Origin of the sequence: Pontivivens ytuae (assembly GCF_015679265.1) — a bacterium.
In the GTDB taxonomy this organism is placed as follows: domain Bacteria; phylum Pseudomonadota; class Alphaproteobacteria; order Rhodobacterales; family Rhodobacteraceae; genus Pontivivens; species Pontivivens ytuae.
Genome location: NZ_CP064942.1, coordinates 443,971 through 463,866, shown reverse-complemented (window position 1 = coordinate 463,866; position 19,896 = coordinate 443,971). Strand labels below are relative to the sequence as shown.

Here is a 19,896-nt window from a genome sequence, read left to right as displayed (position 1 = left end):
AAGCATCGACCTTGCAAATGAAGCGGCCCACCGATCACCCGTCCCCCCGGGGCGTCAGCCCCGGATCGCGCCTGCCCCGCCCCCCAGGCGGGCGCGATTGCGCCCCCCTCGGACCGGGCGCGATCCTTAGTTCTAGTGCGGTCAGGTTGGGAGTAGTCGAAACGCCACCGTGGGCCATGACGAGCGATCACGCTGATCGGCCGTCCCCCGGGGCGCCAGCCCCGGATCGCGCCCGACCCCGCCCCCCAGGGCGGGCGCGATTGCGCCCACCCTCGGTGCCGGGCGCGATCCTCCGTTCTGAAGCGGCACCGTGGAGGCCAGCAGATCGTCAGGGAAGTGCCCCATGACCGTCCTCGACATCCGCGACCTGTCCATCGACTTCCCGACCTCCGCCGGGGTCGTCCATGCAGTCACCAACCTCTCGCTCTCCGTCCCGCAGGGCCGCCGTATCGGCTTCATCGGGGAGAGCGGGTCGGGCAAGACCACCACCGCGCTGGCCGCCATGCGCATGCTCGCCGCCCCCGGCTTCGTCGCCGGCGGCGAGATCCATCTTGGCGAGACCGACATCCTCACCCTCACCGATCCGGAGATGCGCCGCACCCGCCTCGCGCGGATCAGCTACATCCCGCAGGGGGCCATGAACTCCCTCAACCCCGTCATGCGGGTCGAGGATCAGCTCTGGGACGGCATCGTCGCCCATGAGGGCCGCCGCCCGGCCGAGGAGCTCAAGCGCCGCTCCGAGGAGGCCCTCGCCGGTGTCGGCCTACCCTCCCACGTCGGGCGCCTCTACCCCCACGAGCTCTCCGGCGGCATGAAGCAGCGGGTCTGTATCGCCATAGGCACCTGCCTCACCCCCGACCTCATCATCGCCGACGAGCCGACCTCGGCGCTCGACGTCATCACCCAGCGCCACGTCATGCAGACCCTGCGCGAGGTGCAGGGCCGCATCGGCGCGGGCCTGATCCTCATTGGCCACGACATGGGGCTGATGGCGCAATCGGTGGACGACCTCGCCGTCTTGCGCCTCGGCGAACTGGTGGAGTTCGGCCCCGTCCGCCAGGTCCTCGAAGCACCGAAGCACCCCTACACGCGCGAGCTCATCTCCTCCGTCCCCCTCGTGGGCGGAGAGAGCTTCCTCGACAATCCGCCGGGCGAGGCCGCGGCCCCGCAGGAACTCCCCGCCGATCCGCTTCTCGAATTCGATGGCGTGTGCAAGCGCTACGGCGAGGTCACGGCGCTCCACCCCCTCAGCTTCCGCCTCGACGGCGCGGTGCCCAAGATCATCTCGATCGTCGGGCAGTCGGGCTCCGGCAAGTCCACCATGGGCAGCCTCATGCTCGGCTTCACCGAGCCCACCGAAGGCGCCGTCCGCTTCCAGGGCCGCGACATCAACCGGCTGACGAAGGCCGAAGGGCTCGATTTCCGCAAGGACGTGCAGGCCGTGTTCCAGGACCCCTATGCCTGCTTCAACCCGTTCTACCGGGTGGACCACGCCTTGCGCTTTCCCTTCCGCCGCTTCGGCCTCGCCCAGTCGGAGGCGCATACCCGGCAGGCGATGGAGGAGGCGTGTGCCGCCGTCGGCCTCGACCCCGATCTGGTGCTCGCCCGCTATCCGCACCAGCTCTCGGGCGGCCAGCGCCAGCGCCTGATCGTCGCCCGCGCGCTGATGCTCAGCCCGAAGTTGCTGATCGCGGACGAGCCCGTCTCGATGGTGGACGCGAGCCTCCGCGCCACGATCCTCAAGAACATCTACGACCTGAAGGATCGGCACGGCATCTCGATCCTCTACATCACCCACGACCTCGCCACCGCCTACCATGTCAGCGACTACGTCATGGTGCTCTACAAGGGCCAGGTGGTGGAGGCGGGGCCGCCGAAGGAGGTGATCGGCGCGCCGGAGCATCCCTATACCCGCCTTCTCATCTCCTCGATCCCCTGGCCGGACGTGGACCGCGACTGGGGCTCGGCGGAGGAGGCGCGCGCCGATCTCGACGCGCTCGACCGGCTGGAGCCGGGCGCCACGATCTTCCGCGGGCAGATCCCCGGTTTCACGCTCTAGATGGCCCACAGCCTGCGCCTGACGGCCGAGAAGATCGGCAAGCGGCTCGACCTGATCCGTCCTCTCGTCGCGCAAGCGCGCGTGCCCATCGAGCCCTTCCACCTCGAATGCCTGCCGAGCGCGCGGGCGGAGCCCGGCACCGGCACGTCGCTCGGCCCGCTAGAGTGGGAGAGCTACTGGGGCGGCGCCGATCTCCATTTTGTCCTGCGCTCCCGCTTCACCGTGCCCGCGGGCTGGCGCGACCCCGCGCTGCACCTGCCGCTGGGCGAGGCGGGGGACATCTTCACCCATCCCGAGGCGCTGCTGCATATCGACGGGCGGCCCCTCGCGTCGGCCGACCGCTATCACCATACCGTGGACCTCGCCCCGGAGCTTGCGGACGGGCTGCCGCACGACCTGATGCTCCACGGCTGGACCGGGCTGACCGGCTGGCCGCCCGACCCGAACGACCGCACGCAGCTCTTCATCCGCGAATGCGGCGTCATCGATCTCGACCGGCCGCTGCAGGAGTTCGTGACGCTGGCCGAGGTCTCCCTCGACATGGCCCGTGCGCTCCACGACGACCGGCCGGAGAAGCACGCGCTCCTCAACGCGCTCGACCGCGCCTTCCTCGACCTCGACACCCGCGATCCCTTGGGCAGCGCCTTTCGCGCCAGCGTTCCGGCCGCGCTCGCCGGGCTGAAGGGCGCCATCGAACACGCCGGCAGCCCGCTCGACGTGACGCTCCACGGCATCGGCCACGCGCATATGGACGTCGCCTACCTCTGGCCCATCGCCCAGATCCGGCGGAAGAACGCGCGGACCTATTCCAACGTCCTGCGCCTGATGGAGCGGCACCGGTCCTTCCGCTTCTCCCACTCCCAACCCCAGCTCTACGCCTGGACCGAAGAGGATTACCCGGAGCTCTTCGAGGAGATCCGCGAGCAGGTCCAAGCCGGGCGGTGGGAGATCCTGGGCGGCATGTGGGTCGAGCCTGACGCCAACATGCCGGGGGCCGAGGCGCTGGTCCGCCAGATCCTGCTGGCCCGCCAATACGTCCGCACCCGCTTCGGTGAGGAGGCAGAGACGCCGGTGCTCTGGCTGCCCGACACGTTCGGCTTCCCCGCCTCGCTGCCGCAACTGATGAAGCAGGCGGGCCTGCGCTGGTTCGCCACCAACAAGGTGAGCTGGAACCAGTACAACCAGATGCCGTCCTCCACGACGTGGTGGGAGGGGATCGACGGCTCCCGCGTGCTCGCCCAGTTCCTGACCACGCCGCGCGACGTGCAACACCTGCCGTTCCCGACGAACTACAAGTCCGACCTGAGCGCCGGCGAAGTCGTCGGTACCTGGACCCGCTCCACCATGAAGTCCTCCTTGCGCGACCTCATGATCTGCTACGGCTACGGCGACGGCGGCGGCGGGCCGACCGACGAGCTGATCCGTAAGGCCGGGATCTGGGGCGCCATGCCCGGCGCGCCCCGCGTCGTCCCCTCCACCGTCCGCCGCTTCTTCGAGACGATCGAAAGCCAGGCCCACGACCTGCCCATGTGGTCCGGCGAGTTCTACCTCGAGGGGCATCGCGGCGTCCTCACCTCCCAGGGCTGGATCAAGGGCGCGAACCGCCGGGCCGAAGTTCTGCTCCACGATACGGAGTACATGGCCTCGCTCCTCCGCCTCGCCGGGCACGACGTGCCGGACCTCTACGACGCGTGGCGGCGGCTCTGCACCACGCAGTTCCACGACATCCTCACCGGCACCTCGATCAGCGCGGTCTATGACGACGCACGCCGCGACCATGGCATCATCGCCTGGACCTGCGGCGAGGCGATGGAGGCCGCCGCCCCGCTGCTTGCCCCGCCCGGCGCGAGCCATCTCCTCGTCAACGCCACCCCGCTCGATATTCTGAGGCAGGCGGTGATCGAGGGCGACGCGACGGCCTATGCAGACGAGACCGGCCGCATACTGCCCGCCCAAGCCATCCCCGGTGGCCTCCTCGTCGAACTGCCGGGCCGGGCCTACACCCTCACCGCACTCCACCCCGTCGAAGCGGAGCCCCCGCGCCCCGAGGGCCTCCACGCCTGGCAGGAGGAGCGGATGACCATCCTCGAAAACCCGCTCCTGCGCGTCGAGATCGGGCCGGACGGCCTCATCCACCGCCTCCACGACCGCGAGACCCGGCGCGAGATCCTGCGCCCCGGCGCGAAGGGCAACCAGCTTCAGGCGTTCGAGGATCGCCCGATCTCCTGGGACGCCTGGGACATCGACATCTTCTTCGAGGAGCGCTCGGACGCGATCACCCATGTCGAGAGCCTGGAGCTGATCGAGACCGGCCCGCTGCGCGCCGCCGTGGACATCCACCGCCGCTGGCGCGACTCGACCATCCGCCAGCGCGTCGTGTTACACCATTCGTCCCGGCGGCTGGATTTTGTAACAGAAATCGACTGGCAGGAGAGCCACGTGCTCCTGAAGGCCGCCTTCCCCGTCAGCGTCCGCAGCCCGCTCGCCACCTACGAGATCCAGTGGGGCCAGATCATGCGCCCCACCCACCGCAACACGAGCTGGGACGCGGCCCGTTTCGAGGTGCCTGCGCAGAAATGGGCGGACCTTTCGGAGGGCAACTACGGCGTCGCCCTGCTCAACGACGGCAAGTACGGCTATGACATCAGGGGCGACGTGATCCGCCTGTCGCTCATCAAGTCCGCGACGATGCCCGACCGCATCTCGGATCGCGGACGGCACGCCTTCACCTACAGCCTGATGCCCCATCCCGGCGACTGGCGCGGCGAGGTCCCGGCGCAGGCCTACGCCCTCAACCACCCGGTCCGCGTGTTTCCGTTGCGCGAGGCATCGGGCGCGCTGCCGGAGCCTCCTCTGCGCGCCCTCGATCCAAATGTGGTGATCGAGACGGTGAAACCCGCCGAGGACGGCGACGGCCTGATCGTCCGTCTCTACGAAGCCCACCGCAACCGCGGCCCGGTCCGCCTCGCGGTCTCGGAGGCGGTGACGGAGGTGGAGATCGCCGGTCTGCTGGAGGATCCCGGCGCCGCTCTGCCCCTCCACGACGGGACGGTGGAAATCGACCTCACCCCCTACCAGATCGTAACACTCCGGCTGAGAACGTGAGGCTTGGTGTGGTCATCGGGCACCGTCATCCTCGGGCTCGCCCCGAGGATCTGCCGAAGCAGCAGATGGCCGGATCAGGTCCGACCGTAACCGTCCCGGCCGAAGCGCCGGGACCGCTGCGCACCAAAGCGCCCCGCATCGAAAGGCCCCGGATCAAGTCCGGGGCGGTATCGCCTCGAACCACCCAATCGCCCGGCGGGACCGCCGGGCAGCGCCCGACCCTCCCCACGGGAGGACGCTTTTGCGGCGGGGCAAGCTGCGCCGCCGACCGACAGTTTGCTCTGTAGGCACGGATCAGTGCCGTTCCAACGCGCCCACCCCAGGGTCGGGCGCTGACCTCTGCGGCTTGGCAGGATTCTTTGGCGGCGGTTCGTTCGCCGAGCCCGCTCACCCGCCCCCGAACTTCTCCTCCGCGTCGTAGCGGTGCGGGGTCGCCTGCATCTCCAGATGCAGCTGGCTGCCGTCCCACGGGTGCGCGGTTAGCACCGCCTCGTCCACGTCGATGCCCAGGCCCGGCGCCTCGGGCGGCGCGATATGGCCGCGCTCCACCCGGATCGGCTCGACCAGCAGATCCGCCTGGAAGCCCGTGCCGTCGCCGATCGTCTCCGCGATCAGGAAGTTGGGGCAGGCGAGCGCGAGCTGCACGTTCGCCGCCCACTCGACCGGCCCGGCATAGAGATGCGGCGCAATCTGTGCGCCGAAGGCCTCGGCCAGCACCGCGATCTTGCGTGCGGCCCAGAGCCCGCCACAGTGGCCCAGGGCGGGTTGCAGGATGCTCGCGGCCCCTGCACGGAGCACGGCTGCGAACTCGACAGGCGTCACCAGCCGCTCCCCCGTCGCCACGGGGATCCGCACGGCGCGGGCGACCCGGGCCAGATCCGCCGGCAACGTGTCAGGCGGGCAGGGCTCCTCGAACCACAGCGGATCGTAGGGCTCCAGCCGCCGCCCTATGCGGATCGCGCCGTCCGGCGTGAACTGCCCGTGGGTGCCGAAGAGCAAATCGGCGCGCGGCCCCACCGCCGCCCGGATCGCGGCGCAGAACGCCTCCGACCGCTCCAGGTCGTACAGGGCCGGCTGGTGTCCGCCCATCACCGTGTAGGGCCCCGCCGGGTCGAACTTCACCGCCGTGAAGTCCTGATCCGCGCGCTCCGCCGCCGCCTCCGCCGCGCGTTCGGGCGAGGCATAGAAAGCGGCCGCATCCTCGCCCGCCCGCGGGTAGAGGTAAGTGTAGGCGCGCACCCGCTCCTGCACCCGACCGCCGAGCAGGCGGTGCACCGGCTCGCCCAGCGCCTTGCCGCGGATGTCCCAGCAGGCGATCTCCAGTCCCGAGAAAGCGCCCATCACCGTCGGATCGGGACGCTGGGTGAAGCCGGAGGAATGGACCGCGCGGTACATCGCCTCGACCTCCGCCACGTCGCGGCCGCGCATGTGCCGGGCGAAGACGTCGAGGATCACCGCGCGCATCGCCTCCGGCCCCACGGCGGCGGCATAGACCTCGCCCCAGCCGTGGAGGCCGCCCTCGGCCACCACCTTTACCAGGATGAAATAGCGCCCGCCGAAGCCCGGCGGCGGGTTGGCCACCACATGCACTTCGGCGTGGTCGAGCCTCACGCGGTGATCCGCACGGTCGCCCGGGCCGAGGCGTTGCTGGTCGCGATATCGAGGGGGAAGCTCTCCGCATCCTCGGCGATGCCGCGGACCATGATCGCCTCGTCGCCGTTCCAGAGCACCGCCTCACCGGCGTTCAGCACCAGCGGCAGGCGCCGCTCGGCGATCTCGCCATCGGGGGTGGAGAGCTCACGGACCACGATGGGCAGCAGGCCCCCGTTGGCGAAGGCGATTTCGACCGCCACCGCGTCGTCCACCCGCTGCGCGCCGAGGAGCCGGACGGCGAGCGTGATGCTCGGATGCCCGCCCTCGTGCCCGGGATGGGCAAGCGCCGGGCCCGCCGCCGCGGTCGCGATCGCGCCCAGGCAGAAGGCGCGGCGCGCACGGTCGCAGGATCCGGCAGGGCCGGAGGCGGGTCGATCAGAATGTAGAGAAGTCACGTGATGTTCCGTTTCCGATGGTCATGGTTGGGGACCGCGCCCGCGGGCCTCCTCGCCCGAACGGTCCTTGGCCGCAGGGGGTGACCACGGCGCGGAATTTGTACCACAAGTCGCGGGGCAGGAGAGCGAAATTCGACCCCATCCGCCCGCGGTTTAGGTTGTGGGCGGGAGGATATGCCATGGCGCTTCGCCCCGCGGCCCTGATCCCGCCATGGGTGCGCGACTACGACATCGGGGGCTTCGGTGCGGACCTGCTCGCCGGGCTGATCCTCGCCATCCTGCTGATTCCACAGGCCATGGCCTATGCGCTGCTCGCCGGTCTGCCGCCGGAGGCGGGGCTCTACACGGCCATGGTGGCGCCACTGCTTTATGCGGCACTGGGCGGCAGCGCCTTCGTCTCCGTCGGGCCGGTGGCGCTCGCCTCGCTGGTCGTGGCCGATGCCATCGCCGGGACGGAGCTGGAGCCGATGGCCGCCGCCGCGATCATCGCAGTTGAGAGCGGCGCGATCCTGCTGATCCTCGGAGCGGTGCGGCTGGGGCGGCTGGTGAATTTCGTGAGTGAGCCGGCGCTTCTGGGCTTCACGGCGGCCATTGCGGTGCTGATCGCGGTCAGCCAGCTTCCCGCCTTCCTGGGCCTCGACCTGCCGCGGGCGGGCAACCTGATCGACGCGGTGCCGATCTTCGCCGGGGCAGGGGCGCCAGACGGGATGACGGTCGCGGTTGGGGCGAGCGTACTCGCCCTGCTGTTCCTCGCCAACGGGTTCGCGGACCGGGCGATCGCACCCCTCGCTCTGCCCGCCCCGGTGCGGCTGGCCGTGGTGAAGGGGCTGCCGCTCCTCATCATCGCAGGCGCAGCGCTCATCGCACGGCCCTTCGACGTCGCGCGGGTGCAAGCGCCGTCGGGCGGGCTGCCGCAGCCGATGCTGCCCCTCGCCGATCCAAGCGCCTGGCTCGGCCTGCTGCCGTCGAGCGGGCTGGTCGCGCTCGTTGTCTTCGTCACCGGAACGGCGGTCGCGAAGTCCCTGCCGCGCCGCCGCAACGATGCGCTCAACACGGATCGCGAGGCGCTGGCGGTGGGCGCGGCCAGCGTCGCGGCGGGCGTGACCGGCGGCTTCGCCCCCGGCATCAGCCTCAGCCGCTCGGCCTTGGTGGAGAGCTCCGGCGCCCGCTCACCGCTGTCGAGCGCCATCGGCGGGCTGATCGTGCTGCCGGTGATCCTGTTCGCGGGGCCGCTGCTCGCCGCACTGCCCGAGGCCGCACTGGCCGCGCTGATCCTCAGCGCCATCGTCGGTCTCGTGAAGGTGCGCGACATCCGCGCCGTCTGGACCCACAGCCGGGCGGAGGGCGTGGTGATCGCCGCGACCTTCCTTGCGACCGTCCTCTTCGGCGTGCGCTGGGGGCTGGTGGCGGGCGCGTTGTCGGGGCTCGCCGTCTTCCTCTGGATCTCCAGCCAGCCGCGGGTGACCCGGATCGGGCGGGCGGACGGGGCCGACAACTACCGCTCCACCGACCGGGACAGGGTCGAGCTCGACACGCTGCCCGTCCTGCCGGTGCGCATCGACCGCTCGCTCTATTTCGGCAATGTCGGCCATGTCGAAGCGCGGTTGGGCGAGATCATCGCCGCCCACCCGCAGGCGCGCTGCCTGCTCCTCGACATGCGCGGGGTCAACGCGATCGACGCGAGCGCCCTGCGCATGTTCGACCGCCTGCGCGCCACGCTGGCCGACGAGGATCTGCTGATCGCCTTCGCCGCGTTGCACATGCCGGTCCACGATGCGTTGAAGGCCGCGGCCCCCACCGACGACATCCCCTGTTTCCTGACCGTCGAGGATGGCGTGCAGGAGATGACGACCCGCTGCGCCGCGCCGCGGGACGACGGCTGAGCCTGTGCCCGCCCGGTCACCGATCGGGCAGGGGGATGTGCTCCGCATGATCGTCGGGCGGAAGCTGGAAGCGGCCATGCTCCCAATCCCCCTCGCGCCACGCCTCCTTGGCCGCCTCGATCTTCTCCTTCGAGGAGGCGACGAAGTTCCACCAGATGTAGCGCGGCCCGTTCAGCGTCTCACCGCCCAACAGCATCAGCCGCGCGTCGCGCGTGGCGCTCACCGTGATCGCGTCGCCGGGGCGGAAGACCATCATCTGCCCCGCCTCGTATCGCTGCCCCGCGATCTCGACCTCGCCGGAGACGACATAGATGCCCCGATCCTCATGCTCGTCGGGGAGCGGGATCTTCGACCCCGCCTTCATCACCACGTCGGCATAGAACATCTCGGAGAACGTCTTCACCGGCGCGCGCTCGCCGTAAAGCGAGCCGAGGATCAGGCGCACCTCCTTGCCTTCCCCCTCCAGAAACGGAAGCTCCTCCTTTGCCACGTGCTCGAACCCGGCCTCGCCCTCCTCATCCTTCTCGGGCAGGGCCACCCAGGTCTGGATGCCGAAGAGCTTCGATCCGTCCTTCGCCCGCTCGTCGCCCGGCGTCCGCTCCGAATGGGTGATGCCGTGCCCCGCGATCATCCAGTTCACGGCACCCGGCTTGATCTCAAGCGAGCTGCCGAGGCTGTCGCGGTGATGGATCGCTCCGTCATAGAGATACGTGACCGTCGCCAGCCCGATATGCGGATGCGGGCGCACGTCGATCCCCTTCTCGGTGATGAATTCCGCCGGGCCCATCTGGTCGAAGAAGATGAAGGGCCCCACCATCTGCCGCTGCGGCGCGGGCAGGGCACGGCGCACCTCGAACCCGCCGAGATCGCGCGCCCGCGGTACGATCAGCGTCTCGATCGCGTCCACCTCGTCTCCGGTCGGGCAATGGGGGTCGAGCGCGGGGTTCCAGCTCATGACACATCTCCATGGTGTTTCCTGACGGGCAATATGGCGCGGTTTCCTCCGCCGAAAATCGTTCGGAATGGAAACAATCTGGCGCCGCCCGCCCCGTCTTCTTCTTTGTCCAAATACGCACATCCTGCCGGTGGCCATCCACGAGCATCCGGGCGAAAGATGAAGGATCAGTTGCCGAGCCAGTCGCGCAGCTCCGCTTCCCCCGGCGACCGTACCACTCGCGCGCCCGGCACACGCTTCAACCAGCCCCGGTCCTCGAACGCGGTGAAGAGCGCGGCCCCCAGCCCGCCCGCCAGGTGCGTCCGCCGTTCCGACCAGTCGAGGCAGGCGCGGCAGAGCGGCCTCCGCGCCTTGCCCAACTCATCCATGTCGATGCCCAGATCCTCGAACGCCGCCGTCCCCTCCGCCGTCGGCACCAACCCCGGCGCCAGCCATCCTCGCGCCAGCAGCCCGTCATGCAGCGCCACGCCCAGCGTCCCGGCGAGGTGGTCGTAGCAGACCCGCGCGTGGCGCATCTCCGGCTCCCGTGGACCGGGGCGCACCCGCGCCGGCCCCCGCCGGTCGACCACCTCCATCAGCACCTCCAGCGCCTCGGCGACATCCGACCCGGACAGCCGGAAATACCGGTGCCGCCCCTGCTTCACGCCCGCGATCAGCGCACCGTCCTCCAGCCGCGACAGATGCCCGCTCGCGGTCTGCCGCGTCACCCCGGCCTCCTCGGCCAGTTCGCTCGCGGTCAGCGCCTGCCCGCCCATGAGCGCGGAAAGCATGCGCGCCCGCGCCGGCTCCCCAATCAGGGTGGCAATGCGCGCGATATCCGGTCCGTCTGCCATGGGCCGATCCTAGGCCATCATCGCGCGCCGATGCTACGGCCCGGCCCGAACCGTTCGCGCGCCCGCCCGTGGCACGGTCCACCGCGAAAGGAGACCACCCATGCTCACCTGCATCATCCGCTACGAGATCGAGCCCTTCCAGCGCGCGGAGTTCGAGACCTATGCCGAGACCTGGGCCGCCGCGATCCCCGCCGCCGGCGCCAACCTCATCGGCTACTTCTCCCCGCGCGAGGGGACGGCGACCACCGCCTATGGTCTCTACGAGATCGCCGACCTCGCCGCCTACGAGGCCTACCGTGCCCGCCTTGCCGGGAGCCCCGAAGGCGCGCAAAACTACGCCTTTGCCGCGCAAAACCGCTTCATCCGGCGCGAGGACCGCGCCTTCTACCACCGCATCGGAGGCCCCCAATGATCGCCGTCATCTTCGAGGTCTGGCCCAAGGACGGCCACCGCTCGTCTTATCTCAACCTCGCCACCGAGATGCGCGCCCATACTGAGGCCATCGACGGCTTCATCTCCGTCGAGCGGTTCGAGAGCCTGACCGAACCCGGCAAGCTCCTGTCCCTCTCGATCTGGCGGGACGAGGCGGCGCTGGAGGAGTGGCGCAAGCTCCATGAGCATCGCCGGGCGCAGGCCATGGGCCGCAAGGTCCACTTCGCCGACTACCGCCTGCGCGTCGCCGCCATCATCCGCGACTACGGGATGACGGAACGGGCCGAGGCGCCGGAGGACAGCCGCGCGATCCACGGTTAATGCGGTGCATTCGAGCGATCTGGTGGCATACCGATGTCATACGCAAATCATACGCTTTTCATACCGGACGCCATGGAACGGATGTTTCAGATCGGCAGCGCGGTCTCGCTCTTGATCTGGCGCAGTGCGAACTGGCTTGAAGCGTTGGCCACGCTGTCATGGTTGAGTATGCGGTGCATCAGCAGCTCCTCGAAATCCTCGACCGAGCCGCAGCGGACGATCAGCGTGTAGTCGAAGGTGCCGGTCACGGCATAGCAGTCGAGGATCTCCGGCGTGCGTTCCACCAGCGATTCAAAGGACTTGCGCACCTCCGGTCCGTGCCCGGTGAGGTTGATCTGTACGAAAACGCAGACCGGCACGCCGACTCGCGCGGGGTCGAGCAGGGCGACCCGCGCCCGGATCGCGCCCGCCTTCTCCAGGCTCGTCAGACGCCGCCAGATCGTCGATTGCGACTGGTCGAGCTTCTCGGCGAGACCGCGCACCGACAGCGTCGCGTCGCGCTGCAGGGCCTGCAGGATCAGGCGGTCGAGCTCGGTCAGCGAAAGAGACAACTGTTTCATCATGGCCCAAGAGTGCCGCCAGCTTTACCGAATTTCAACGAAATCCAAGTAACGACGAAACGATTCGTCCGGCCTTTCGGGGCAGTCTTCTCCCATGATCCGAGAGGAGTAACCCATGCTTGACGAAACCGACGCCCGTAATCGCTACCGTACCGCGCCGAAGCGCGAAGACTACACGATCGACCAGCAGTGGCACACCTACAGTGCCGAGGAACACGACCGCTGGAACCGCCTCGCCAAGGCGGTGACGGAGCTCTTGCCCGGCCGCGCCGCCCCCGAATTCATCGAGGCCGTTCAGACGCTTGACCTCTCCGGCGGCGGCGTGCCGGACATGGAGAAGCTCTCCGAGAAACTCCGCCCGCTCACTGGCTGGTCCGTGGTGCCGGTGGCCGACCTCGTGCCCGACGAGGTGTTCTTCGACCACCTCGCCAACCGCCGTTTCCCGGCCGGCGCCTTCATCCGCTCCGAGGCCGAGATGGAGTACCTGGAGGAGCCCGACATCTTCCACGACGTCTTCGGCCACGTGCCGCTGCTCGCCGATCCGACCTATGCCGATTTCATGGAAGCCTACGGCAAGGGCGGGCAGGCTGCGATGGAGCGCGGCCAGCTTCACAACTTGGCAAGGCTTTACTGGTACACCATCGAATTCGGCCTGATGCGCCACGCGGACGGCCTGCGCATCTTCGGCGCGGGGATCCTGAGCTCCACCGGGGAGATCCGCTTCAGCCTCGAAGATACATCTTCCAACAGGATCGGCTTCGATCTGGAACGGGTGATGCGCACCGAATACGAGATCGACGACTACCAGAAGACCTACTTCGTCATTAACGATTTCAAATCGCTACTGTCGGAGTGCTACGGTGATTTCTCCGCCCTCTACGATCGCCTGAAGGGTGCCGAGGACATCGCCCCCGACGCCGTTCTGGACACTGACCGGGTCTTTCACCGCGGCGACATGACGTATTTCAAGAAGACGTAACGCCTTCTTCTTGCTCGAAATATCCCCGCCGGAGGCGCAGGTTCCTAGCTGCGCATCCGGCTCGCATTGGCGTCGAAAGCCGGCGCGAACTGCGGCCGCATCGGCAGGCGCTCGCCCAGCACCTCGACCTCCCATCCTTCGGCCTCGCCCGCGATCTCCTTGGGTACATAGCCCTGCGCCATCGAGGTGCCCTGGTTGTGGGCGTAGCCGCCGGAGGTGATCCAGCCCTTCACCTCGCCATTCCACCAGATCGGCTCGTCCCCGATCGGATCGCTGTCGATCGCATCGACCCGGAAGGTGAGCAGCCGCAGGGCGCCGCCGCTCTCCCGCTCCGCCCGGGCGGCCGCTTTGCCGATGAAGTCGGCGGGCTTGTCATAGGCGACGAAGCGGTCGAGCCCCGCCTCCAGCGCACCGTAAATCGGGCGGTACTCGCGCGCCCAGGAGGACCAGTTCTTCTCCAGCCGCAGGGAGTTGAGCGCCCGCATGCCGACGGGCGCGATGCCGAGATCCGCGCCCTCTTCCATCAGCAAGTCCCAGACATAGCGGGCAAATTCCGTCTCCATCCAGATCTCGTAGCCCAGATCGCCGGTATAGGAGACGCGGCCGACGGTGCACATCACGTGGCCGACCAGCATCTCGCGCGCGGCCATGAAGCGGAACGCCTCGTGGCTCACATCCTCGCCCGCGACACGCGCCAACAAGTCGCGCGCCTTCGGTCCGGCGATCGAGATGCCGCAGATGGCGGGGCCCTTGGCGTCGATGGTCACGCCTTCGGGCCTGTGCGCCTCAAAATGGCGCAGGTAATATTCCTGCGCGATGCCCGACCCCGCCATCCAGTAGTAGCGCCCCAGATTCGCGACCGAGAGATCGCCGATCAGCTTGCCGTTCTCGTTGAGCATGGGGGCCAGGGTCATGCGGCCCTCGGCGGGCAGCTTGCAGGCGAGCACCTTGTCGAGGAAGCCTTCGGCCCCGGGCCCATGCACCGCGAACTTCGAGAAGCCGGTGATGTCGATGATCCCCACGCCCTCACGCACCGCCGCGACCTCGCGCGCCACGTGCTGGTGGTCGGTGGAGCGGCGCCAAGAGAAGGTCTCCTCGACCCCCTCGGGCGCGTACCAGAGCGGCGTCTCCAGCCCCCAGTTGTCGCCCATCTGCGCGCCGAGGGCGATGTGCCGGTCATGCAGCGCCCCGGTGCGCAGGGGCCGCGCGGCTGGCAGCTCCTCGTTGGGGAAGCGGATGCGGAAGCGGCGCGAGTAGTTCTCCCGCACCTTCTCGTTGGTGTAGCTGAGCGTCGCCCAGTCGCCGTAGCGCGCCACGTCCATGCCCCAGACGTCGAAGCCCGGATCGCCGTCCACCATCCAGTTCGAGAGCGCCAGCCCGACGCCACCGCCCTGGGAGAAGCCCGCCATCACGGCACAGGCGCACCAGAAGCCGGGCAGCCCGCGCACCGGCCCGACCAGTGGGTTGCCGTCGGGGGCGAAGGTGAAGGGGCCGTTGATCGCCTGGCGGATGCCGACAGTCTCCAGCGCCGGGAAATGCTGGAAGGCGACCTCCAGCGACGGCGCGATCCGGTCGAAATCGGGCTCCAGCAGCTCGGAGCCGAAGTTCCACGGCGTTTCCTTGGGCATCCACGGGGTCGCGGCGCGCTCATAGGTGCCGAGGAGGACGCCGTCGCGTTCCTGCCTTGTGTAGATCTCGCCCTCGAAATCGATGATGTGGATCAGCTCCTGCCCGCTCTCTTTGTTGAAGGCGGTGACCTCGGGCACTTCCTCGGTCAGCAAGTAGTGGTGCTCCATGGCGAGCACAGGCAGCTCCAGCCCCACCATGCGGCCGACCTCGCGCGCCCAAAGGCCGCCGGCATTGACCACGTGGTCGCAGGTGAACTCGCCTTGCGAGGTGGTGAGCCGCCAGGTGCCGGTCTCGTCCCGCCGCAGGTCCTCGACCTTGGTCTTCTCGTGCACCTTGGCGCCCGCGATCCGGGCGGATTTCGCGTAGGCATGGGTGGTGCCGGAGGGGTCGAGATGCCCTTCGATCGGATCCCACAGCCCGCCCAGGAACTCCTTCTCGTTGAGGATCGGGAAGCGCTCCTTGGTCCATTCCGGCGTCACGATCTCCAGCTCCATGCCCATGTAGCGCCCGCGCGCCTGCGCCATGTAGAGGCTCTCCATCCGCTCCTTGGTCTTGGCGAGCTGCACGCCGCCGGTGAGGTGCACGCCGCAGGAGAGGCCCGAGATCTCCTCGATCTCCTTGTAGAGATCGACGGTGTATTGCTGGAGCTTCGCCACGTTCGGATCGCCGTTGAGCGTGTGAAAGCCGCCCGCCGCATGCCACGAGGAACCGCAGGTCAGCACGTCGCGCTCCAGCAGGGCGACATCGGTCCAGCCCTTCTTGGTCAGGTGATAGAGGACCGAGGCGCCGACGACGCCGCCCCCGATCACGATGGCGCGGTAGTGCTGGGTCATGGGCTCGTCTCCTTGCTTGGGTCCCATGACAAGGGGACCGGCACCGCCCTGCCAAGACGGAATGAGACAAAACGAGGTCCGTTTGCGTCATCGGCGATTTCCCGTCACGGACGATCACAAATCAATCAGGGCGAAAACGTGAAGAGTCATCTTCGCATTTTGCGTGTAAGGTAAATCTGACAACAGGAGTGCCGTAATGAAATCAACTTCTTCCGCGATACTGCTGCTTGCAGCGTTGTCCGCCCCGCTCAGGGCCGAAACCACACCGGAACGCATCCAGGTCGAGGGCGAATTCATCGACACGTGGTGCTATTTCTCCGGCGTCATGGGCGCGCCGGAGGCGGTCCAGGGCTCCGCGCACCACACCTGCGCGCTGTGGTGTGCCGCGGGCGGCATTCCCGTCGGACTGCTGACCGAGGAGGGCGAGGTCTACATGATCCTCAAGCTCGAAGGGGAGGGCGTGCTCGCCGACATGGACACGCTCTTGGAGCTGCAGTCGGACCGGCTGGTCGCGGATGGGCTGCACTATCGTCGCGACGGGATCGACTACCTCGTGGTGGAGACCGTCGTCGACAACTCCGGCCTCACCAACGAGAACCACGACGAATGGGGCGTGATCCCCGGCTTCGTCATTCCGGAGCCGGCCGAATGAAGCACGTTCTGACCGCCCTCCTGCTGACCGCGACCGCCGCGGGTGCGCAGGACTTCGCCGAAGGCTCCGAGGCTAATTCCTGGGGCCTGATCGGGGAGGAGAAGGCGTTCTTCGAGGCGCGGGTCGTCGATCTCGCCTGCGAGCTGACGGGCGACTGTCCGGAAGATTGCGGCGCAGGCGCGCGCCAGCTCGGCCTCGTCCGCGCTGCCGACGATCAGCTCGTGATGGTGCTCAAGAACGGCCAGCCGGTGTTCTCCGGCGCGGTCGTGGACCTCCTGCCGTTCTGCGGCATGGATGTGGAGGTCGACGGCCTTCTGGTGAATGAGGAGGACTGGACCGGCATCGCCACCAAGTTCTACCAGGTCCAGCGCATCCGCGAGCTGCCCGATGGCGAGTGGACCCGTGCGAACCGCTTCACCACCGCGTGGGAGGAGGAGTTCCCAGACGCCGCCGGCGAGGGCCCGTGGTTCCGCCGCGACCCGCGTATCAACGCGCTGATCGAGCGGGACGGCTATCTGGGCCTCGGCCAGGAGGCGGACGCAGCCTTCATCGAGGACTGGTTCTGATGCGACATGCCCTGCTCGCGGTGCTGATCGCAGGCGCCGCCGCGGCCCATGACGGGGTCGAGCACAAGACGGCGGAGGAGGCTGCGCGCCACCTCGCCGAAACCCGAGGCGATGCGCCGCCGCTGCCCGACACCGCGCTGCCCCTGCCGGGCAATATCGGCGGGCCGTTCGCGCTGATCGACCAGACCGGCGCGGAGCGGACGGAAACCGATCCTGATGGCCATCACCAGCTGCTCTTCTTCGGCTATGCCAATTGCGTGGCGATCTGCGACACGGCGCTGCCGCGGATGGCGGAGGTGACGGACATGCTGGCGGCGGAGGGCCATACGCTGACCCCGATCCTCGTAACGGTCGATCCGGAGCGGGACACGGTCACGGCCCTTGCGGAGGCGGTGCCCGAGCGGCATCCCCGCATGGTGGGTCTCACCGGATCCGAAGCCGATCTCGCCGCCCTGCGGGACGCCTACCAGATCGAGGCGAAACCGGTCTTCGAGGATCCGCAATACGGCACGATCTACTCCCACGGCTCGTTCATCTACGTGCTCGATCCGCAGGGCGCGTTCCTGACGTTGCTTCCGCCCATCCTGGGGCCGGAGCGCATGGCGGAGATCGTGGCGTCCTACCTCTGAGCGCCGATTTGCGTATTTGAAGAGAGTGATGGGCCGGGGCGCGGCGCCTGCCTCATCACTCTCGCCCAATACGCCCGCCGGAGGCGTTCCGTCAGAAGTCAGTGGGCGCGCCGCCCTCCGCCTTGCGCCGGGCGACGAAGTCCTTGAGTTCGTCGCGGATGGCCGGGTCGATCGCAGGCGGCTCGAACTCGGCGAGGATCGCTTTCCACGTCGCGTTCGCCCGATCCGCCGTCCAGGTGCTGCCCGCCTCCTGCCACGCCTCGTAGTTGCGCCAGTCGCTCAGGAAGGGGGCGTAGAACGCGGTCTGGTAGCGGTCCTGCGTGTGCTGCGTGCCGAAGAAGTGGCCGGTCGGTCCGACCTCGCGGATCGCGTCGAAGGCGAGGCTCCCCGCATCGGTCGCGGTGATCGCGGGGTCCATGTAGCGCTGGATCTGCTGGAGCAGTTCGCAATCCATCACGAACTTCTCGTAGGAGGCGATGAGCCCGCCCTCCAGCCAGCCAGCCGCGTGATAGACGAGATTCACGCCCGAATTGACCGCGGCCCAGAGCGAGTTGGAGCTTTCCCACATCGCCTGTCCGTCCGGCGCGTTCGAGGCGCAGGCGTTCGAGGCGCGCAAGGGCAGCCCGTAGAAGCGCGCCATCTGACCGGTCATCTGCGTCGCGCGTACGTACTCGGGCGTGCCGAACGCGGGCGCGCCGGACTTCATGTCCACGTTCGAGGTGAAGGAGCCCATGACGCAGCCCACGCCCGGGCGGATGTGCTGGAAGAGGGCGATCGCCGCCAGCGCCTCCGCCACCGACTGCGCCACCGCGCCGGCCATCGTCACCGGTGCCATGGCGCCCGCGAGCGTGAACGGCGTCACGATCACCGGCTGGCCGCGCTTCACGAAGCGCATCGCGCCGTCGAGCATCGGCCAGTCGTGCTTCAGGGGGCTCGAGGAGTTGATGTTGGTGTAGAGCCGCGGGGCCGCGTCGAACTCCTCATGGGTGAGCCCGGCGGCGATCCGCGCCATCTCCAGCACGTCCTCGACCCGTTCGGGGCCGAGCGAATAGGCGTGGCAGACCTTGTCGGTCAGCGTCAGCTTCTCGTAGAGGCAGTCGAGGTGGCGGATGCTCGCATGGATGTCCACGGGCTCGACCGGATAGCCGCCCGCCACGTGGATGCAGTTGAAATACTGGGTGAATTTCAGGAGGTCCTTGAAGCTCTCGAAATCTCCCACGCGCCGTCCGCGGTCGAGATCCATCACGTTGGGCGGGGAGGAGACGTTGACGAAGGCCATGTTCCGGCCCCCGATCGTGATCGCGTGGTCCGGGTTGCGCGGGGTGATCGTGACGGTGTCGGGTGCCTTGCCCACCATGGCCATGACCCAATCGCGGTCCATGCGCACGTTCTCGCCCTCGACGGTGCAGCCGGCCTCGCGCAGGTAGTCGCGCGCCTCGCCGTTGAGGAACTCGATCCCGATCTCCTCGAGAATGCGCATCGCGGTGTCGTGGATGGCGGCCACCCCCTCGTCGGAGAGGGGTTCGGTGGGCCGGTCGACATTGACCGGCGGGCTCCAGGGCATCTGTTCGATGGCTTTGGCCGTGCTGCGCCGGGTGTTGCCCGCGCGTCCGCCGCCCCGCCGGCGGGTCTGTATCGTCATGTCGGTCTCCTCCGCATGGAGACAGGAAAGGCCGCTCGGCCGCGGCATTCTGTGACGGTCGCGACGGATCGGTGTCGTTTTCGGGGCCTATGTCGTCGCGTCGAGCCAGCGGGGCAGGTGGCCGATATCGGGCAGCACCGCCTCGGCCCCCGGCAGTTCGGTCGCGGGACCGGTGAGCACACCGAGGGCGCGCATCCCGGCGGCATGGGCCGCGCGAATATCGTGCAGGCTGTCGCCGACCATGATGCAATCCTCCGCCGCGTGGCCCAGCGCGCGGGCGGCGGCGAGCAGCGGGTCGGGATCGGGTTTCGCCCCGTGCCCGCTGTCGCATCCGGCGATGAAGGCGAAGTGGTGGGCGTGACCGTCGAGCTGTTCGAGCGCCGGTCCTTCGGCGTCGTTGGTCACGACGGCGAGCGCGAGGCCCCGGTCCGTCAGCTCGCTGAGCAGGGGGGCGAGCGGGACAGCGGGGGCGGGGACCACGTCGCGGCTGCGCTCGATCAGGATCCGCACGATCGCGTCGAGCGTCATGCCGGGCAGGGCGGCCTCCAGCGCCCGGGCCGAGTCGCCCGGCGTGCCGGCGATCACCGGGCTCGCGGGGTCGAAACGGCAGGTGGAAAGGTCGAAGCCCACGGCCCGCGCCAGCCGGTCGGCGTGCGCCGCATCATCGGCGAGGTCGCGCAGCAGGTCCGCCGTCCACGGCCCCCACGTCGCGGTGAAGTCGAACAGCGTGCCGTCCTTGTCGAAGATCACGGCTTTGACCATGCTGGCCT

The 19,896-nt window shown here is 68.7% G+C and carries 17 protein-coding genes; 9 read left to right on the top strand and 8 right to left on the bottom strand.

Annotation, left to right across the window (positions count from 1 at the left end; translation table 11 throughout):
- The first annotated feature begins 343 nt into the window (after window positions 1–343).
- Both I0K15_RS02120 and I0K15_RS02115 read left to right on the top strand, forming a co-directional pair.
- Window positions 344–2,059 carry an ABC transporter ATP-binding protein gene (locus I0K15_RS02120; RefSeq protein ID WP_196103809.1) on the top strand — a complete coding sequence of 572 codons (1,716 nt, stop codon included), beginning with the start codon at window positions 344–346 and terminating at the stop codon, window positions 2,057–2,059.
- Window positions 2,060–5,164, top strand: a complete 3,105-nt coding sequence (locus tag I0K15_RS02115; protein ID WP_196103808.1) for an alpha-mannosidase — start codon at window positions 2,060–2,062, stop codon at window positions 5,162–5,164.
- A 387-nt stretch (window positions 5,165–5,551) separates the two neighbouring features.
- Here the strand turns inward: I0K15_RS02115 and I0K15_RS02110 are convergent, their stop codons facing one another.
- Window positions 5,552–6,775 carry a mandelate racemase/muconate lactonizing enzyme family protein gene (locus I0K15_RS02110; protein ID WP_196103807.1) on the bottom strand — a complete coding sequence of 408 codons (1,224 nt, stop codon included), beginning with the start codon at window positions 6,773–6,775 and terminating at the stop codon, window positions 5,552–5,554.
- Entirely contained in the window at window positions 6,772–7,212 is a 441-nt protein-coding gene (locus tag I0K15_RS02105) for a hypothetical protein (RefSeq protein WP_196103806.1), read from the bottom strand. The genes I0K15_RS02110 and I0K15_RS02105 overlap by 4 nt, the downstream gene beginning before the upstream one ends.
- A gap of 179 nt (window positions 7,213–7,391) precedes the next feature.
- Here I0K15_RS02105 and I0K15_RS02100 point away from each other — a divergent pair, with 179 nt between their 5' ends.
- A complete protein-coding gene (locus I0K15_RS02100) occupies window positions 7,392–9,095 on the top strand; it encodes a SulP family inorganic anion transporter (protein WP_196103805.1) in 1,704 nt (567 codons plus the stop codon).
- A gap of 16 nt (window positions 9,096–9,111) precedes the next feature.
- On the opposite strand, the gene I0K15_RS02095 is transcribed toward I0K15_RS02100, so the two are convergent.
- Window positions 9,112–10,050 (bottom strand): pirin family protein, encoded by a 939-nt coding sequence (locus I0K15_RS02095; RefSeq protein ID WP_196103804.1) that lies wholly within the window; start codon window positions 10,048–10,050, stop codon window positions 9,112–9,114.
- A 167-nt stretch (window positions 10,051–10,217) separates the two neighbouring features.
- On the bottom strand, window positions 10,218–10,883 hold the full coding sequence (locus tag I0K15_RS02090; protein WP_196103803.1) for an ArsR/SmtB family transcription factor: 666 nt from the start codon (window positions 10,881–10,883) through the stop codon (window positions 10,218–10,220).
- Window positions 10,884–10,983: 100 nt separating this feature from the next.
- Here I0K15_RS02090 and I0K15_RS02085 point away from each other — a divergent pair, with 100 nt between their 5' ends.
- Window positions 10,984–11,295 (top strand): NIPSNAP family protein, encoded by a 312-nt coding sequence (locus I0K15_RS02085; protein WP_196103802.1) that lies wholly within the window; start codon window positions 10,984–10,986, stop codon window positions 11,293–11,295.
- The gene (locus I0K15_RS02080) at window positions 11,292–11,636 is read left to right on the top strand and encodes an antibiotic biosynthesis monooxygenase family protein (RefSeq protein WP_196103801.1); all 345 of its coding nucleotides are present in this window, start codon (window positions 11,292–11,294) and stop codon (window positions 11,634–11,636) included. The genes I0K15_RS02085 and I0K15_RS02080 overlap by 4 nt, the downstream gene beginning before the upstream one ends.
- 86 nt (window positions 11,637–11,722) lie before the next feature.
- Here I0K15_RS02080 and I0K15_RS02075 read toward each other — a convergent pair whose 3' ends face one another.
- Entirely contained in the window at window positions 11,723–12,196 is a 474-nt protein-coding gene (locus I0K15_RS02075) for an Lrp/AsnC family transcriptional regulator (RefSeq protein WP_196105337.1), read from the bottom strand.
- Window positions 12,197–12,311: 115 nt separating this feature from the next.
- Between I0K15_RS02075 and phhA the strand changes: the two genes are divergently transcribed.
- Complete coding sequence (gene phhA, locus I0K15_RS02070) at window positions 12,312–13,175, top strand: phenylalanine 4-monooxygenase (protein ID WP_196103800.1); 864 nt, start codon at window positions 12,312–12,314, stop codon at window positions 13,173–13,175.
- A 44-nt stretch (window positions 13,176–13,219) separates the two neighbouring features.
- Here phhA and I0K15_RS02065 read toward each other — a convergent pair whose 3' ends face one another.
- Window positions 13,220–15,637 carry a GcvT family protein gene (locus I0K15_RS02065; protein WP_196103799.1) on the bottom strand — a complete coding sequence of 806 codons (2,418 nt, stop codon included), beginning with the start codon at window positions 15,635–15,637 and terminating at the stop codon, window positions 13,220–13,222.
- 196 nt (window positions 15,638–15,833) lie between these two features.
- On the opposite strand from I0K15_RS02065, the gene I0K15_RS02060 reads away from it, so the two are divergent.
- Genes I0K15_RS02060 through I0K15_RS02050 form a run of 3 tightly spaced genes read left to right on the top strand, consistent with a single transcriptional unit; the run spans window position 15,834 to window position 17,484 of the window.
- Window positions 15,834–16,289: a hypothetical protein gene (locus tag I0K15_RS02060; RefSeq protein WP_196103798.1), complete on the top strand. Its 456-nt coding sequence runs from the start codon at window positions 15,834–15,836 to the stop codon at window positions 16,287–16,289.
- Window positions 16,286–16,855, top strand: a complete 570-nt coding sequence (locus I0K15_RS02055) for a hypothetical protein (protein ID WP_196103797.1) — start codon at window positions 16,286–16,288, stop codon at window positions 16,853–16,855. Before I0K15_RS02060 ends, I0K15_RS02055 begins: the two co-directional genes overlap by 4 nt.
- Window positions 16,855–17,484 carry an SCO family protein gene (locus I0K15_RS02050; RefSeq protein ID WP_196103796.1) on the top strand — a complete coding sequence of 210 codons (630 nt, stop codon included), beginning with the start codon at window positions 16,855–16,857 and terminating at the stop codon, window positions 17,482–17,484. The genes I0K15_RS02055 and I0K15_RS02050 overlap by 1 nt, the downstream gene beginning before the upstream one ends.
- Before the next feature lie 91 nt (window positions 17,485–17,575).
- Here the strand turns inward: I0K15_RS02050 and I0K15_RS02045 are convergent, their stop codons facing one another.
- Both I0K15_RS02045 and I0K15_RS02040 read right to left on the bottom strand, forming a co-directional pair.
- Window positions 17,576–19,126, bottom strand: coding sequence for a trimethylamine methyltransferase family protein (locus tag I0K15_RS02045; RefSeq protein ID WP_196103795.1), 1,551 nt, complete (start codon window positions 19,124–19,126; stop codon window positions 17,576–17,578).
- Window positions 19,127–19,213: 87 nt separating this feature from the next.
- Window positions 19,214–19,888 (bottom strand): HAD family hydrolase, encoded by a 675-nt coding sequence (locus I0K15_RS02040; protein ID WP_230374240.1) that lies wholly within the window; start codon window positions 19,886–19,888, stop codon window positions 19,214–19,216.
- Between the last annotated feature and the right edge of the window lie 8 nt (window positions 19,889–19,896).

Coding starts and splice junctions, on each gene's coding strand:
- I0K15_RS02085 (WP_196103802.1), top strand. CDS start 10,984: ATGCTCACCTGCATCATCCGCTACGAGATCGAGCCCTTCCAGCGCGCG.
- I0K15_RS02060 (WP_196103798.1), top strand. CDS start 15,834: ATGAAATCAACTTCTTCCGCGATACTGCTGCTTGCAGCGTTGTCCGCC.
- I0K15_RS02090 (WP_196103803.1), bottom strand. CDS start 10,883: ATGGCAGACGGACCGGATATCGCGCGCATTGCCACCCTGATTGGGGAG.
- I0K15_RS02080 (WP_196103801.1), top strand. CDS start 11,292: ATGATCGCCGTCATCTTCGAGGTCTGGCCCAAGGACGGCCACCGCTCG.
- I0K15_RS02065 (WP_196103799.1), bottom strand. CDS start 15,637: ATGACCCAGCACTACCGCGCCATCGTGATCGGGGGCGGCGTCGTCGGC.
- I0K15_RS02095 (WP_196103804.1), bottom strand. CDS start 10,050: ATGAGCTGGAACCCCGCGCTCGACCCCCATTGCCCGACCGGAGACGAG.
- I0K15_RS02120 (WP_196103809.1), top strand. CDS start 344: ATGACCGTCCTCGACATCCGCGACCTGTCCATCGACTTCCCGACCTCC.
- phhA (WP_196103800.1), top strand. CDS start 12,312: ATGCTTGACGAAACCGACGCCCGTAATCGCTACCGTACCGCGCCGAAG.
- I0K15_RS02045 (WP_196103795.1), bottom strand. CDS start 19,126: ATGACGATACAGACCCGCCGGCGGGGCGGCGGACGCGCGGGCAACACC.
- I0K15_RS02100 (WP_196103805.1), top strand. CDS start 7,392: ATGGCGCTTCGCCCCGCGGCCCTGATCCCGCCATGGGTGCGCGACTAC.
- I0K15_RS02050 (WP_196103796.1), top strand. CDS start 16,855: ATGCGACATGCCCTGCTCGCGGTGCTGATCGCAGGCGCCGCCGCGGCC.
- I0K15_RS02075 (WP_196105337.1), bottom strand. CDS start 12,196: ATGAAACAGTTGTCTCTTTCGCTGACCGAGCTCGACCGCCTGATCCTG.
- I0K15_RS02055 (WP_196103797.1), top strand. CDS start 16,286: ATGAAGCACGTTCTGACCGCCCTCCTGCTGACCGCGACCGCCGCGGGT.
- I0K15_RS02115 (WP_196103808.1), top strand. CDS start 2,060: ATGGCCCACAGCCTGCGCCTGACGGCCGAGAAGATCGGCAAGCGGCTC.
- I0K15_RS02040 (WP_230374240.1), bottom strand. CDS start 19,888: ATGGTCAAAGCCGTGATCTTCGACAAGGACGGCACGCTGTTCGACTTC.